Annotated in this window: 15 protein-coding genes; 12 read left to right on the top strand and 3 right to left on the bottom strand. The window is 40.7% G+C overall.

The annotated features are described in order from the left end of the window. Positions 1-127 precede the first annotated feature (127 nt). Positions 128-787 (top strand): YhcN/YlaJ family sporulation lipoprotein, encoded by a 660-nt coding sequence (locus AC3WR0_RS02140; protein ID WP_492550772.1) that lies wholly within the window; start codon positions 128-130, stop codon positions 785-787. 214 nt (positions 788-1,001) lie between these two features. Beyond that, complete coding sequence (locus tag AC3WR0_RS02135) at positions 1,002-1,562, top strand: BofC C-terminal domain-containing protein (RefSeq protein WP_492550771.1); 561 nt, start codon at positions 1,002-1,004, stop codon at positions 1,560-1,562. Between the two features lie 73 nt (positions 1,563-1,635). On the opposite strand, the gene AC3WR0_RS02130 is transcribed toward AC3WR0_RS02135, so the two are convergent. After that, complete coding sequence (locus tag AC3WR0_RS02130) at positions 1,636-2,169, bottom strand: endonuclease (RefSeq protein ID WP_492550770.1); 534 nt, start codon at positions 2,167-2,169, stop codon at positions 1,636-1,638. A 135-nt stretch (positions 2,170-2,304) separates the two neighbouring features. On the opposite strand from AC3WR0_RS02130, the gene ruvA reads away from it, so the two are divergent. From ruvA to yajC, 5 genes are read left to right on the top strand one after another with little or no spacing between them, the layout of a single operon-like run. Next, positions 2,305-2,916 carry a Holliday junction branch migration protein RuvA gene (ruvA, locus tag AC3WR0_RS02125; protein WP_027320133.1) on the top strand — a complete coding sequence of 204 codons (612 nt, stop codon included), beginning with the start codon at positions 2,305-2,307 and terminating at the stop codon, positions 2,914-2,916. A gap of 10 nt (positions 2,917-2,926) precedes the next feature. Beyond that, complete coding sequence (gene ruvB, locus AC3WR0_RS02120; RefSeq protein WP_027320132.1) at positions 2,927-3,928, top strand: Holliday junction branch migration DNA helicase RuvB; 1,002 nt, start codon at positions 2,927-2,929, stop codon at positions 3,926-3,928. Between the two features lie 39 nt (positions 3,929-3,967). Then, positions 3,968-4,996, top strand: coding sequence for a tRNA preQ1(34) S-adenosylmethionine ribosyltransferase-isomerase QueA (gene queA, locus AC3WR0_RS02115; protein ID WP_492550769.1), 1,029 nt, complete (start codon positions 3,968-3,970; stop codon positions 4,994-4,996). Between the two features lie 39 nt (positions 4,997-5,035). After that, positions 5,036-6,175 carry a tRNA guanosine(34) transglycosylase Tgt gene (gene tgt / locus AC3WR0_RS02110; protein ID WP_492550768.1) on the top strand — a complete coding sequence of 380 codons (1,140 nt, stop codon included), beginning with the start codon at positions 5,036-5,038 and terminating at the stop codon, positions 6,173-6,175. A 36-nt stretch (positions 6,176-6,211) separates the two neighbouring features. Further along, positions 6,212-6,487 (top strand): preprotein translocase subunit YajC, encoded by a 276-nt coding sequence (gene yajC, locus AC3WR0_RS02105; protein ID WP_027320129.1) that lies wholly within the window; start codon positions 6,212-6,214, stop codon positions 6,485-6,487. A gap of 68 nt (positions 6,488-6,555) precedes the next feature. On the opposite strand, the gene AC3WR0_RS02100 is transcribed toward yajC, so the two are convergent. Further along, entirely contained in the window at positions 6,556-7,041 is a 486-nt protein-coding gene (locus AC3WR0_RS02100) for a TIGR04086 family membrane protein (RefSeq protein WP_492550976.1), read from the bottom strand. Positions 7,042-7,166: 125 nt separating this feature from the next. Here AC3WR0_RS02100 and AC3WR0_RS02095 point away from each other — a divergent pair, with 125 nt between their 5' ends. After that, positions 7,167-7,814, top strand: coding sequence for a DUF421 domain-containing protein (locus tag AC3WR0_RS02095; protein ID WP_492550767.1), 648 nt, complete (start codon positions 7,167-7,169; stop codon positions 7,812-7,814). 359 nt (positions 7,815-8,173) lie between these two features. Here the strand turns inward: AC3WR0_RS02095 and spoVB are convergent, their stop codons facing one another. After that, the gene (spoVB, locus tag AC3WR0_RS02090) at positions 8,174-9,736 is read right to left on the bottom strand and encodes a stage V sporulation protein B (RefSeq protein WP_492550766.1); all 1,563 of its coding nucleotides are present in this window, start codon (positions 9,734-9,736) and stop codon (positions 8,174-8,176) included. 135 nt (positions 9,737-9,871) lie between these two features. Here spoVB and AC3WR0_RS02085 point away from each other — a divergent pair, with 135 nt between their 5' ends. From AC3WR0_RS02085 to AC3WR0_RS02070, 4 genes are all read left to right on the top strand, one after another. Beyond that, positions 9,872-10,168 (top strand): post-transcriptional regulator, encoded by a 297-nt coding sequence (locus tag AC3WR0_RS02085; RefSeq protein ID WP_492550765.1) that lies wholly within the window; start codon positions 9,872-9,874, stop codon positions 10,166-10,168. A gap of 131 nt (positions 10,169-10,299) precedes the next feature. Then, positions 10,300-12,558 carry a protein translocase subunit SecDF gene (secDF, locus tag AC3WR0_RS02080; RefSeq protein WP_492550764.1) on the top strand — a complete coding sequence of 753 codons (2,259 nt, stop codon included), beginning with the start codon at positions 10,300-10,302 and terminating at the stop codon, positions 12,556-12,558. A gap of 256 nt (positions 12,559-12,814) precedes the next feature. Then, a complete protein-coding gene (gene recJ / locus AC3WR0_RS02075; protein ID WP_492550763.1) occupies positions 12,815-15,178 on the top strand; it encodes a single-stranded-DNA-specific exonuclease RecJ in 2,364 nt (787 codons plus the stop codon). After that, positions 15,169-15,681 (top strand): adenine phosphoribosyltransferase, encoded by a 513-nt coding sequence (locus tag AC3WR0_RS02070; protein ID WP_492550762.1) that lies wholly within the window; start codon positions 15,169-15,171, stop codon positions 15,679-15,681. The genes recJ and AC3WR0_RS02070 overlap by 10 nt, the downstream gene beginning before the upstream one ends. Positions 15,682-15,998 lie beyond the last annotated feature (317 nt).

The following is a 15,998-nucleotide window of genomic DNA, read 5'->3' as shown; positions in this document are numbered from 1 at the left end:
AAAGGCGGTGCGGCGGAAAGGGAGCTCATCAGGCTGGCAGCACTTTCCGGAATGAAAAGTCCCCCATGATACACGCTAAGAATGGGCATATAGTTGCCTATTCTTTATAAAGCGAGGGGATGTTCGCTTGAAAAAAATAGTAATAATGGCAGTCATTATTTCATTGTCAGCTACTTTGGGTGGCTGTACGGGCAATGAAAGACAGGGTGCCAAAAGTACAAATAGAAATAATGCAAGCCCAATGGGATATTATTCAAATGAAAACGATCAGGGCGGAAATGCAAGACTCCTGGACGAAAATGATGGGCCAATAACAGAAATGATGGACCACACCCTTGGCGGAGAGGGAAAACGGGCTCAGGAACAACAGCAAAGAATGCTGCAGGTAAGGGATGAGAATGGTAACCCGCCAAATCCTACTGTCCCTTTGGCTAAAAGCGACAAAAATTTTTATGAAAAAGATAATCAATTTAGCACAGGTGATACTAATTACCACGGCCATCTGAACAACCACTTGCAAAAAGGTGGTTCAAATGCAGCGAATATTGAACGCGCTGCGGCCTCAGTTGGAAATGTAAAAGATGTACATTCGGTTGCCTATGGTACTTCAGTTGTTATAACAGTCGACCTGAAGGATGAAAGTAAGGCTAAAGATACAAAGAGGAAAATACAAAAGGCAGTAAGGCCTTATCTTGGCAAAAAATCATGTACAGTTATAACAGACGAAGGAACTTTTACACGAAACCGAAACAGGCATAATGATATACGTGAAGGCGGAGCCAGATAGTGCAGTGCGTCTTCAGAAAAGGACAAAGCGGCTGCTTTGTCCTTTTGTCGTGTGTTTATTGGTGCGTTCTCTGCTTTGTGTTATTTCGCATTTTCATATAAGGATAAATCTAGTTAAAAAGGACAGAATAAAGTTAAGAACAAGTAAAAGTCTTGCTCCAGCTTTGGGGCCAGTAATATTAAAACATGATTCAGAACAAAAGAGGTGGCCATGGATGAGTGACAATTGGAGAGCAACGATTAAGTCTGGTATTGGAGCAGCCGTAGTATTTTTCATCATACAATCAGGGTATGCCGGCACCGTTCATGGGCAAGTTGATTTGGGACCTCCATTAACTCAGGAAGTAGGGAAACACCCTGATAGGTTGACTGTCATCCTTGAACGGATCTATCTTGATGGAGAAATTAGTGAAGAAGTAGTGAAGGAAAAGGTATGGTCAATGGCAGAATTTTGGGCAAAATATGACCAATGGCAGCTTGCAGACAGGGATGGCGCTAAATTTGTTTTTAAAAAACAAGTTGATGATATTTCCCCATTGTTAAAGGTTAATGGATACTTTGGTATTAACGGAAAAGGGATATTGACCATTTATTTTGGGAAACCTGATGAGTCAAAAATCATACAATCTTTTTTTCAGATTGATATGAAAAAGCTGGAGAGTACGAAGCAGGCGGAATTGCGGAAAGGGATACCGATAAAAACAAAAGACCGGTATGTTGAAGTGCTTGAAACCTTTAAAGCTTATTCCGTGAACGAAGGTAAATTAGATAAGTAAGCAGTATAGACTGCTAGTTAAGAATACATTAAAAAGGCAAAGCTGAATGAATCAGCCTTGCCTTTTTTGTTGATTATTTTTCGTAACCAGTCACAATATAGTTACCGTCTTTTTGTTCAACAGTATATGTACCGTGATCAGTTGTTTTTAGAGTGCCTTTATTTGCATCTCCTTCAAATGTTACATCTGCCTGTTTAGTTTCAAGGAAAGATGGATTAAAGAAAGGATCAGCCTTTACAACAATTTGGCCCTCTTTAGTTTTTTGTCCAGTTGTATAAGAAGCAACAATTTTCTTTGCAAGATCTGCGGAGTAATACTTAGATAAGAAAGATTCAGCAGCTGCTTCATCAGCAAAGCTAGCATTTAATACTGGAGTCGTACCATCTGTACCTACATCATGAGCAAATACCTGAGCAACCTTCAATTCACCCATGCGGACCGCATTGTACATCTTTGCTTTCACTTCATCAGTTAAAGCATTTTTGTCTTCTTTTTTCTCTGTTTTTTCTGTTGTTCCCTTGTCTGCTTTATCTTCATTTGCAGAAGAGCAGCCTGCTACTGAAAAAATCAGTGTCAAAACAGCAAGAAGTGCTAATAATTTTTTCATTTTGAAACCCCCTTGGTCAGAAAATTTGAACCTTTCCCATTATAAGGAATTAGTCATATGTTGGCAACTATTTTCTTAAACATAACAAAAAATGTATGATAAAATGAGGTACACAAAGAAGAGGAGAGAAATACGTTGTTTGAATTTATTAAAGGTACGGTTGACTATATCAGCCCGGAATACATAGTAGTTGAAAATAATGGGGTAGGTTTTCAAATCTCCACCCCGAATCCTTTCATATACTCTGGCAAAATTGGCAGCCAAATTACAATATATACATTCCATTATGTCCGTGAAGACGCAATGGCATTGTTCGGATTTAACAGCAGAGAAGAAAAAACCTTGTTTACGAAACTTTTAAATGTCACTGGAATTGGTCCAAAGGGTGCTTTAGCTATTCTTGCTTCAGGGGAGCCGGAGCAGGTAGTACAGGCAATTGAAAATGAAGATGAAGCTTTTCTGGTAAAATTCCCGGGAGTGGGGAAAAAGACAGCAAGGCAAATGATTCTTGATTTGAAAGGCAAACTGCAAAATATTGTTCCTGACTTTTTCCCTAATCTATTTAATGCGGAGGATAATAAATTTCAAAAGGCTGGTCAGCCTTCACCTTTTGATGAAGCTGTTTTGGCTCTCCAGGCACTTGGCTATTCCGAGAAAGAAATCAAGAAAATTTCGCCGGAATTGAAGAAGGAACAAATGACAACGGACCAATATATTAAGAAAGCCTTACAGCGGCTTTTAAAATAAGGTGGTAAAAATGGAAGAACGTATAATTTCAAATGAAGCAAACCTTCAGGATATGTCTTTTGAACAAAGCCTGCGGCCGCAAACTCTCAGACAATATATTGGGCAGGATAAGGTAAAGGAAAACCTAGGGATTTTCATTGAAGCAGCAAAACAGCGGCAGGAGACTCTCGACCATGTTCTTCTTTATGGGCCGCCGGGGCTTGGAAAAACAACTCTCGCTACTATTATTGCAAATGAGATGGGGGTAAATATCCGTACAACGTCTGGACCGGCGATTGAACGGCCGGGGGATCTTGCCGCTATTCTTACAGCGCTTGAGCCAGGAGATGTTTTGTTTATCGATGAGATTCATAGGCTTCCAAGATCAATTGAAGAAGTACTATATCCTGCCATGGAGGATTTTTGTATTGACATTGTAATTGGAAAAGGACCTGGAGCTAGGTCAGTACGTCTTGATTTACCTCCGTTCACTCTAGTTGGAGCCACTACCAGGGCCGGGGCTCTTTCAGCGCCATTACGGGACAGATTTGGAGTTTTAAGCAGGCTCGAGTATTATAAGGAAGAACAGTTACAAAGCATTGTTTCAAGAACCGCAGACCTGCTTGATACAGTCATAGATCATGCAGCGGCCGGAGAAATTGCACGAAGATCAAGGGGAACTCCCAGGATTGCTAACCGGCTTCTTCGAAGGGTAAGAGATTATGCCCAGGTACGGGGGGATGGCACGGTGGATCTTTATTTTGCAAACGAGGCTCTCGAGCTTTTACAGGTTGACAGACGCGGCCTTGATCATATTGACCACAAATTGCTCCTCGGAATCATTGAAAAATACAGGGGCGGGCCAGTAGGGCTCGAAACCATTGCGGCCACTATTGGAGAAGAGGCTGATACAATTGAGGATGTTTATGAGCCTTATTTGCTTCAGATTGGCTTTTTACAAAGAACTCCAAGAGGCAGAATTGTAACGGAGCAGGTCTACCGCCATTTTCAAATGGAATTGCCTGCAGAATAACTTCCAGAGCAACAAAACTTAAAAATAGAAGGTGTCTTTATGAAAGTAGATTTATTTGATTTTTATTTACCGGAAGAATTAATTGCACAGGTACCTTTGGTTAATCGTACAGATAGCCGGCTGATGGTGCTTGATAAGCAGACTGGCGAAATAAAAAATGAAACTTTTCCGAATATCAAAACGTATTTAAATTCTGGAGACTGTCTTGTATTAAATGATACAAGGGTTCTTCCTGCACGTTTATTTGGCGTTAAAGAAGATACAGGTGCAAATATTGAAGTCCTTCTTTTAAAACAGCTGGAGGATGATTCCTGGGAAACACTTATCAAACCAGCCAAAAGAGTAAAACAAGGAACCCGTATTAATTTTGGGGATGGAGTTTTAACTGCTGATTGTACTGGAACCTCTGAACATGGAGGGAGAACATTAAAATTCAGTTATGAAGGGATTTTCTATGAAATTCTGGAGCAGCTTGGTGAAATGCCGCTGCCGCCTTATATAAAAGAACAGCTTGATGACCGTGAGCGATACCAGACTGTTTACGCAAAGGAACCTGGATCTGCGGCTGCGCCGACTGCAGGCCTTCATTTTACAGAGGAATTATTAGAAGAAATAAGGGAAATGGGAGTACATGTAACCTTTATTACTCTTCATGTTGGGTTGGGAACTTTCAGGCCAGTGAACGTGGATGATGTTCTCGAACATGAAATGCACTCCGAATTTTATATGATGTCTGAAGGAACCGCCCGCCTTCTAAATGAAGTCAAAAGCCAGGGCGGTAAGATTGTTTCTGTTGGGACAACTTCTACAAGAACTCTTGAAACCATTGCAACTCAGCATAATGGTGAGTTTAAAGAGGGCAGTGGATGGACAGATATTTTTATTTATCCGGGCTATCAATTCCAAGCAATAGACGGAATGATAACAAATTTCCACCTGCCAAAATCAACATTAATCATGCTTGTCAGCGCGCTCGCAGGCAGAGAGAATATACTGAATGCATACAACACAGCTGTTAAGGAAAGATACCGCTTTTTTAGCTTTGGTGACGCAATGCTCATCATCTAGCAGGCGAAGTCACCTGATACAATGGAAGGAGAAAGAGTTTTGACAGCCATTCGCTATGAATTAATTAAAACATGTAAGCAGACAGGAGCCCGCCTGGGACGGGTTCATACTCCACATGGATCTTTTGAAACTCCTGTTTTTATGCCGGTAGGAACCCTGGCAACAGTTAAGACCATGTCACCCGAGGACTTAAAACAGATAGGTGCCAATATTATCTTGAGCAATACCTATCATCTATGGCTTCGCCCTGGGCATGAAATTGTCAAAGAAGCCGGCGGGCTCCATAAATTTATGAACTGGGATCGGGCCATTCTTACTGATTCAGGCGGTTTTCAGGTTTTTAGTTTGAGTGAATTCCGTAAAATTGAAGAGGAAGGCGTACATTTCCGCAATCATCTAAATGGCGATAAGTTATTCTTGTCTCCAGAAAAAGCAATGGAAATACAAAATGCTCTCGGATCAGATATAATGATGGCTTTTGATGAGTGTCCGCCATTTCCAGCTACATATGAATACATGCAAAAATCGGTTGAACGGACTTCCCGCTGGGCAGAACGCTGCTTAAATGCCCATCAGCGTCCAAATGATCAGGGGCTGTTTGGAATTGTTCAAGGTGGGGAGTTTGAGGAACTGCGGAAGCAAAGCGCCAAGGATCTTGTTTCTCTTGATTTTCCAGGATACGCAGTTGGAGGTTTATCTGTAGGCGAACCAAAGGATGTAATGAATCGGGTTCTTGAATTCACCACACCATTACTTCCTTCCAATAAGCCTAGATATCTTATGGGTGTAGGTTCTCCAGACTCTCTTATTGACGGAGCCATTAGAGGAATTGACATGTTCGATTGCGTGCTGCCTACAAGGATTGCGAGAAATGGTACATTGATGACGAGTGAAGGCAGGCTTGTTGTGAAAAACGCCAAATTCGCGCGTGATTTCGGGCCGCTGGATCCCAACTGTGACTGCTACACATGCCGTAATTACAGCAGGGCTTATATCCGTCACCTTATTCGCTGTGAGGAAACGTTTGGCATTCGTTTAACAACTTACCATAATCTTTATTTTCTGGTAAACTTAATGGAGCAGGTCAGACAGGCAATTAGAGAAGACCGGCTTGGTGATTTTAGAGAAGAATTTTTTGAACGTTACGGTTTCAATAAGCCTGACGCGAAAAACTTCTAATAGATATGATTTAGTAGGAAGGAGGGACATGCAAGTATGTTAACTACAGTAGGACCATTAATTTTAATGTTTGTTCTGTTTTATTTTCTGTTAATCCGTCCGCAGCAAAAGCGTCAAAAATCGGTTCAGAACATGCAGAGCGAGCTCAAAAAGGGTGACCGGGTCGTTACGATTGGGGGCCTTCACGGTTTCGTAGATGCAATTGACGAAAGTACAGTTGTCATTAAATGTGGTGACGGCAGCCGTCTTACATATGACCGCTCTGCTATTCGTGAAGTAACAGCACAAGCAGAAGACAAACTGGCAAAATAAGAAAAATAAAAGGAAGCCGACAAGGGCTTCCTTTTTTCATTGTCTTCATTACCTGCAAATGGCGGCGGCTATATTGCCTTTCTTGAATTAGAAGACATATTCACCCCGAGAATACCGCCCATCATGGCTATAAGAATATAGCAAACATGGTAAACTACCTGTTCTCCGGAAAATAGGCGGTCAAAGCCCAGCCATTGAGATAAAAAGACTAGTAAGGAATATACAAACCCTGTAAGACCCCCGAGAAGCCATCCTTTATGCTTTCCTTTCCCGCCAGATAAAAAACCTCCCCCAAAAAGACCAATGAAAGATGCTGCAGTTATATAATACTGCAATGAAATTTCCCTGACAGAAGTAAATCTAAGGAGCAATGAAAAAATAAGACTGCTTGCAACTGCAAAAACTAAGATAAAAATTAAGCCATACAAAAGAGAAGTCCCAATACTTTTTGATTCGATTTTCTTCCCCTCCCAACACAAGCCAATAGGCTGACTATTTTGCCTGCCGGAGCTGACTAAGAGTCGTCTGCAGCAAGGTATCCCTAGTACAAGCATATTCCTGACTGTTAAAAATAGAATTAAAAAATGCATGGACAACTGTTCTTTGGAAATTAGTTCCGTTCATAAAGTCCAGACAAAGAGTTAATACTACAGGTTGACTTAGTTAGGGGGAAATATAGTTGGAAGAATACTTGGTAATTATTTCTCGTACAATTCTTTTTTACATTCTTATTTTAGTTATCTTCAGGTTTATGGGTAAAAGAGAAATCGGTGAGCTAAGCATTCTGGATCTTGTTGTATTTATCATGATTGCCGAAATGGCTGTCGTAGCAATCGAGGATTTAAAACTCCCGGTCATGCACACAGTTATTCCCATGGTAATTTTAATGATGATTCAACTGACTCTTGCAATCATTTCCCTTAAAAGCAAAAGATTCAGGGATTTAATCGATGGAAGGCCTACTGTTATCATTAAAAATGGAAAGATTGACGAAGGAGCAATGAGAAAGCAGCGTTATAATTTCGATGACCTTCTCCTGCAATTAAGAGAAAAAAATATAAGAAGTATAGCAGACGTAGAGTTTGCCATTTTAGAGCCCTCTGGGAAGTTGTCTGTTTTGGAAAAAGATCCTAAAAAAGATGGTGATATGACAATTCCCCTAATTGTCGATGGTGCTGTTCAGGAGGAAAACCTTAAAAGGATAGACAAGACCAACTTTTGGCTCCGACAGGAACTCAAGAAAAAAGGTTACCCAGATGTAAAAAGAATATCATTTTGCAGTTTCGAAGGCGGACAGTTTTTTGTAGACAAAAAAGATGAAGAGTAAAAAGGCGCAGTTTGAGCTACTGCGCTTTTTTAATTGTTAAGGAAGTATGAAGTTTTACCTTTTAATTTGTCTAGCTCCAGCGCCCAGCGAGTTTTCAACCTTGAAAAGCATCTTTGAATATCTTGCATCAAGTATGACCGAAGGTGATACTTGGTGCAGCTAGTGTCCATCCCGCTTCTCCCTACGATAAGTCAACATCGAACTCCAGTGCTCCTGCGCCACAGCTTTTTCAAAGAAGCTTATGTTCAGCTCGTCGCAAAGCTGCATGTCGTCTATTCAGAGAAGCAGTTACAGGAAGTTTACTCAAGTAGTTGCTTCGCTGAACGGGCGCTTGCGCTTTTCTTACATACCTTCATTATTCACCTATATAACCATCTGGAAAGGGGTTTGCCAACCCATGGAAGGTAGCGGAGTTCATCTTTGCTTATTAATCCAAAAAGCAGTGTCAGCACGGAATAAATGGCGGACATGATACAGGTGGAGGTTAAAACTCTTATTACAAGTTTTTCTTCCAGCATGACACCGCCAAAAAACAAATAGCCAGCCCAACCTGAGACTAATATAATTACAAAGCATTTTACATACTCCCAAACATAGAAGGAAAAGCTAATCTTTTTTAAGACAGTAGCAAAATGAAGAAGTGTTACAAGCACAAAACCAGTTATGATTCCTAATGCAGCCCCGTTGATTCCAAATGAGGGCTGGGAGGCGAGCAGAAAAATGACTGCTGTTTTTACAACCGCCCCAATTAGGCTGTTAATCATTGCTGCCCTTGCTAAGTTAAGTGCCTGGAGAACTGCCTGCAAGGGTCCCTGGTAGTAATAAAGCAAAAAGAATGGAGCCATAAGCCGAATAAAATGGGAACCGCTTGTGGAGCCGTACATGAGTTCCATTAAAGGATCTGCTAAAACATAAAGTATGATGACTGCAAGTCCTCCGGTTAAAAAAGAAAATTTCAGTGCCTGCTGGAGTCTGTATTCTATCAGCTTGCTGTTATTCTGTGAATTGGCTTCACTAATGGCAGGAACAAGTGATGTAGATAATGAATTTGTGACGAATGATGGCAAAAATAGAAGGGGCAGTGCAAATCCCGTCAGCGCACCATATTGCCTTGTTGCAGCAACTGCAGCAATACCAGCCAGACCCAGGCTGTGTGAGACTACAATTGGCTCAAAAAACCAGGCAATTGATCCAATCATTCTGCTTCCGGTAGTTGGTAGAGCAATGCTCATTAAGTCGCCAAAGGTGTTTTTGCCGGTTTTGACAAAATTGAAAAAGTTCTTCCTGAGTTTAAAGCGTTTTTTTAATTTAAAAGCGGTCATTAAATAGATAAGGGAAACTACTTCGCCTATGACAGAAGAAAACATGGCCGCAGCGGCAGCATATTCTACCCCATAAGGCAGGAAAGTCTTTGTAAGCAAGGCAATCAATGCTATACGAACCACTTGTTCCAGTATTTGCGAGTTCGCCGCTGGCCTCATATTCTGCCTTCCCTGAAAATATCCCCTTAAGACCGAAGAAACGGCTATCACCGGGACGACCGGTGCTATAGCCATTAAAGGATAATAAGTCCTCGGGTCTGTAAAAAGAGTTTTTGAAAGAATTGGGGCAAGAAGAAGAAGTGCCGGAGTAAAAATAAGCGATAAACCGATTGTCGTAGCAAGAGATACAACCAAAATACGTTTTATCTCAGCATAATCTCCTCTTGACTCCGCCTCAGCAACATTTTTTGATATTGCAACAGGCAGGCCTAGCTGTGTAATCGTAATAACAAGTATAAAAGTAGGAAAGGCCATCATATATAAACCTACACCTTCTTCGCCTATAAACCTGGCGATAACGATGCGGTTAATGAATCCCAGCACCCTTGTGATCAAACCTGCTATAAGCAGGATGATTGTCCCCTTTAAAAACTTTGACATTCCTTTTCCCACCTTCTCAAAATAGTGGATTTCATATACAATTAACTATATGCACAGAGGTGGACAAAGCATGACAAGGAGGATTACTTTTTAAATAGATTATAAAAAAGGGAACAATGGCGGGAGGCTGTTAATATGGGAATTGGCCATATGTATGATTATTATCGAAATGGAGTCAAACCTGCTTTAGAAAGCAAACTGGAGGAATTTCGTCTGCTTGGATATGAAACCGTTACCGAGGACGAGCTGTGGAATTTTCTAACCAGGAAAAGATGGAAGAAGCCAGCAGAGGAAAAAAAATTGTACGAAATTGTTCAAGAAATTCTTGCTGTAAAAGTCAGTGATTATATGAGCTTTGCAGCCATTGAGGCTTATAAAAACCCTGAGTTTTCCCTCAAAGATGAACAGGATTGGAAAGAACTCCTTAAATAAACTCGCCATACTTCTACTTTTTGGGAAATTGACAGCTTTACCATCTTATTTCATAATAAAAACAATGACTTTTTTAGCATTTTCAGAAAAGTGATCGTGCTTTGCTCAAGCTTAAGGAGGAACTACATATAATGGTAAAACGCAGTAGAATTATCGCTTTCCTGCTGGTCGTCCTGCTAATTGGGGGCACAATGGGAGCCACTACCAAGAACATTCTAAACAATATTAAGCTGGGATTAGATCTTCAGGGCGGATTTGAAGTCCTATATGAAGTCAAGCCAGCGAAAAAGGGACAAGTTATCGATAAAAAGGCCCTTGCAAGTACAGCAGAAGCACTTGACCGCCGGATTAACGTGCTGGGGGTTAGTGAGCCAAGCATCCAAATTGAGGGCAAAAACAGGATCCGCGTCCAGCTTGCCGGAGTAGAGGATCAGAATGAAGCTCGGAAAATCTTATCAACACAGGCAAATCTGTCATTCCGGGATGCCAATGACCGCCTGATGATGGACGGAACAGATCTGGCCCAAAATGGTGCAAAACAAACCTTTGATGAAAACGGAAAGCCAAGTGTTTCCCTGAAATTGAAGAGTGCTGATAAGTTCCGAAAAGTTACCCAGGAAATCGTTAATATGAATCCAAATAACTTTCTTGTTATTTGGCTCGATTACAAAAAAGGTCAATCCTTTAAAAATGAAGTAGGTAAGGAAAAACCAAAATACCTGTCTGCTCCAACTGTTAAACAAGTATTTAACCAGGATACGGTTTCAATTGTCGGCAGCTTTACAGCTAAAGAAGCTCAAACCCTTGCCAACCTTTTAAATGCGGGTGCCCTTCCTGTTCAACTCAAGGAAATTTACTCAACGTCTGTTGGTGCTAAATTTGGTACACAGGCAATGCATGATACCGTTACAGCAGGTATAATTGGCGTCATCCTAATTTTTGCGTTTATGATTTTCTATTACCGTTTCCCAGGCTTTATCGCAACCATTTCTTTAAGCATCTATATATTCCTGGTAATGCTGATCTTTGACTGGATGAACGGAGTATTGACCCTGCCGGGAATTGCCGCGATTATACTCGGGGTCGGTATGGCCGTTGATGCGAATATCATTACCTACGAGCGGATTAGAGAAGAACTAAAAGTAGGAAAATCCATTAAGTCCGCGTTCCAGGCTGGGGAAAAGAATGCCTTTTCATCCATTTTGGACTCCAACCTGACAACCATTCTTACAGCTGCTGTGCTGTTCTTCTATGGTACAAGCTCAGTAAAAGGCTTTGCGACCATGCTCATTTTGAGCATCCTGCTCAGCTTCCTGACTGCCGTTTATGGTTCTCGTTTGCTGCTTGGATTATGGGTTCACAGCCGTGCTTTGAAAAAGCCAAGCTGGTTTGGTGTAAAAGAATCTGAAATTAAAGATATCAAAGAGAACTTTGATACTTTAGATCTGCCAACTAGATTTGACCGTTTTGATTTTATGAAAAACAGAAAGAAATTTTTCATCCTTTCAGGTATTCTGTTAGCTGCCGGATTAGTTATCCTTCTTGTATTCAGACTGAATCTTGCTATTGATTTCTCCAGCGGTACCCGTGTTGAGGTCTTATCCAACAAGCCGCTAACAGTCGAGAAGGTACAATCAGCGTTAAAGGATCATAACCTTACAACGGATGATGTAGTTATTTCCGGAGATAAAAAGCAAATTGCTGCAGCCAGATTTATCGGGGTTCTCAAGAAAGAGGAAATCGCTGATTTAAAATCAGATTTCAAAAAGGAGTTTGGCTCTGAGCCAAACGTTAGCACAGTTTCACCTACCGTTGGAAAAGAACTTGCAAAAAATGCTTTCTATGCAATTCTGATTGCTTCCATAGGTATCATTATCTATGTATCCATTCGTTTTGAATTATGGATGGCAATAGCGGCAATTGCTTCTCTGCTCCATGATGCATTCTTTATGGTTGCATTCTTTAGTATCACAAGACTTGAAGTAGACTTAACGTTTATTGCAGCAGTACTGACAATTGTCGGTTATTCCATTAACGATACGATTGTGACCTTTGACCGTATGCGGGAAAATATGCAAAAGAAAAAGCGTCTTAAAACATTCCAGGATATTCTCGATGTTGTTAACATCAGTATCCGCCAAACTCTGTCCCGATCAGTTAACACAGTAATGACAGTTCTAATTACAGTTATCGCGATGCTAATTTTCGGCAGTGAGGCAATTCGTAACTTCTCCATTGCCCTGCTTGTAGGTTTATTAGTGGGTGTGTATTCTTCTATCTTTATTGCTGCTTCCCTTTGGGTAGTTCTAAAAGGAAGAGAGCTTAAGAAAAAAGGAACTATCAAAACAGTAAAAGAGAAAAGAAAGTATTCCGACCAGCCACAAGTATAATTTTTAAAGAGGCTGTCCCAATGGGGCAGCCTCTTTTTGTAGGAGTTTTGTATATGCGAAGAGGTAATTCTGAGTGAAACCATCCAGTCGATGTTTTTTTGTGTTCCCACTAATCAGGCATTTACCGCTCACCTGTTTCTAACCCAATAAAACTGCAAAAAATAATTCTGGGACTATAGCAACGGAATAACCATTTTTCTTTCATTGAAAGCCGTATCTGCCTCCTGTATAATAAGAAAGGCTGAGGGGTGAACGTATGTTAAAGTCGAAGACAAGATGGATTGTTCGCCAATCCGATCGACAGAAGATGAAAGAGCTGGCAAATGAATTAAAAATTACGCCGATTGTGGCATCTATGCTTGTAAATCGTGGATTAGATACCGTCGATGCGGCACGGTATTTTTTGTTTGCCCAGAACGATTTTCATGATCCATTCTTATTGAAGGATATGGACATCGCCGTCTCCAGAATTAAGACAGCCATTGAAAAGCGGGAACAGATTCTTGTTTATGGGGATTATGATGCAGACGGTGTAAGCAGCACTTCAGTTTTAATGCTCACACTTCGCGACTTGGGGGCGGATGTGCAATATTACATACCGAACCGTTTTACTGAAGGTTACGGTCCGAATGAAGCGGCATTCCGTCATGCTGCTGAAATGGGAATTAATTTAATTATTACTGTTGATACTGGGATAGCAGCGCTTCATGAAGCGGCTGTTGCAAAAGACCTTGGAATAGATTTAATCATAACAGACCACCATGAACCAGGCCCGGAATTGCCTGAAGCGCTGGCCATTATTCATCCTAAATTGGAGGACAGTCCTTATCCATTTAGGGAACTTGCCGGCGTTGGTGTAGCTTTTAAGCTTGCCCATGCTTTATATGGCAAGGTACCAGAACATTTACTGGAAATTGCTGTTATCGGAACCATTGCCGATTTAGTTTCCTTAACAGGAGAAAATCGACTTATCGCAAAAAAGGGTCTTGATAAGCTGAAATTTACACAAAACATTGGATTAAAGGCTATTTTTAAGATTGCGGGAGTAGAACCTGTTTCTATAAACGAAGAAACGATTGGGTTTACACTCGCCCCAAGAATCAATGCAGTCGGCAGGCTTGGAACGGCGGACTTAGCGGTAGATTTATTGCTTACAGATGATCCTGATGAGGCTGAATCCCTTGCTGGGGAAATGGATGCTTTAAACAAGGAAAGACAGAGAATTGTAAATAAAATTACAGAGGAAGCAATTGAGGAAGTAGAACAGCGTTTTCCTCCGGAATCCAACAAAGTACTTGTAATCGGAAGGGAAGGCTGGAATGCTGGTGTAATCGGTATTGTAGCTTCCAGGCTTGTTGAAAAGTTTTACCGGCCGACAATAGTCCTTAGTTTTGATCCTGAAAAAGGGCTGGCAAAAGGATCGGCGAGAAGTATTAAAGGCTTTGATTTATTTAAAAATCTATCAACTTGCCGGGACATATTGCCACACTTTGGAGGACATCCGATGGCTGCCGGTATGACTTTGAAGCTTGATGATGTGGCTGATCTTAGGTCTCGATTGAATGCACTTGCCGAAAGTGAGTTGACCGAGGAAGACTTTATCCCAGTTACAATGCTTGACAGAGAAGTAGATTTGCAGGAAATCAACATGCATACACTGGAGGAAATGAATCTTCTTTCACCATTTGGGGTAGATAATCCAAAGCCCAAAATCCTCCTGGATAAGGTTGGGATTGGGTCTCTTAAAAAAATTGGAAGTGAAAAGAACCATTTGAAAATCCTTCTTGCTAGAGAGGGAGCATCCCTGGATGGAATTGGTTTTGGTCTTGGTCCTCTTGCGGACCATATCTCTCCCGCATCCAATGTTTCGATTATCGGTGAATTATCTATTAATGAGTGGAATAATATTCGCAAGCCTCAAATTTTTGTGCAGGATATTGCTGTTAATGACTGGCAGCTTTTTGATTTTCGTGGATTGAAGAGACTTAATAAACTGGAGGAAGTACTTCCTTTGGAAGACCGCAAATCTGTGATTTTTGATCCTTCTTTATATGAGAAATTGTCAGGTGCACTTAATGGCAACATTATTCACATTGAAAATGCCGAGAAAGCAGAGGCTGAAGATATAGCAAACTCTTATCTTGCACTGGTAGACATGCCTCCTTCTAAAGATATGTTGGAAAAGCTGTTAAAGGGCAAAAAGCCCTCAAGAATCTATGCCATGTTTTATAAAGAGACTAGTGATTTTTTCAGTACTTTGCCTACCCGGGAGCACTTCAAGTGGTTTTATGGTTTCTTATTAAAGAATGGCTCATTTGATTTAAAACACAAGGGTGACGATCTGGCAAAATACCGAGGATGGTCCCGTGAGACAATTGATTTTATGTCACAGGTGTTTTTTGAACTTGATTTTGTTACAATAAACAATGGATTTATTACATTAAAAAAGCAAACGCAGAAGCGTGACTTATCCGACTCCGTTACATTCCAATCTAAACAGGCACAATTTAAACTGGAAAATGAATTGCTTTATTCTTCTTTCCAGCAATTAAAGGGCTGGTTTGACCAGGTAATTCAAGAGTCGGCTGAAGTTGAGGAGGTAGTAAAAGAATGGATTTAAAACAATTCGTTACAATCGTACCCGACTGGCCAAAACCAGGCATTAAATTTAAAGATATTACCACTTTAATGGATAATGGCGAAGCATATAGATATGCAACTGACCAGATTGTTGAGTATGCAAAAGAAAAGGAAATTGATCTTGTTGTTGGACCAGAGGCACGCGGCTTTATTATTGGCTGTCCAGTGGCATACTCGATGGGAGTTGGCTTTGCACCTGTACGTAAGGAAGGAAAGCTCCCGCGCGAGACTGTGAAAGTTACTTATGGACTTGAATATGGAAGTGATGTTTTAACTATTCATCGAGATGCTATTAAACCTGGCCAGCGTGTTTTGATTACCGATGACCTTCTCGCAACTGGCGGAACAATAGAGGCAACCATTAAGCTTGTTGAAGAGCTTGGCGGTGTAGTTGCCGGTATTGCATTCTTAATCGAGCTTTCTTACTTAAACGGAAGAGACAAGCTTAAGGATTATGATATCATGGCATTAATGGAATTTTAATAAGTAGTTTTAAGCGAAGCATTCATTAAAACGGAGCTCGTTATCTAAGTTTAATTTATTTTTCTTTTGTTTAAAAAAAGGAGCACTTTCAGACAGGTGCTCCTTTCGTTTATATCATTTTAGGCGAATTTCGACATTTTTTTTGTTAATCCAAGAAAAAACATTGGTAATCCCTTTACATCTTGACTTTTTTTTTCGATAATAGTAACAATCATTCTATTTTTAAATTTACCCGACCGGGTAACAAGTTTATGGGGAATGACATTTAATAGATAACAAATTCGGAATTATTTATTTTTTGGACGTAAACCTGACGC

It is taken from the genome of Neobacillus sp. FW104-15D2 (assembly GCF_058790155.1).
The sequence above is the reverse complement of the archived record's forward strand: the minus strand, read 5'-3'. Positions and strand labels throughout refer to the sequence as shown.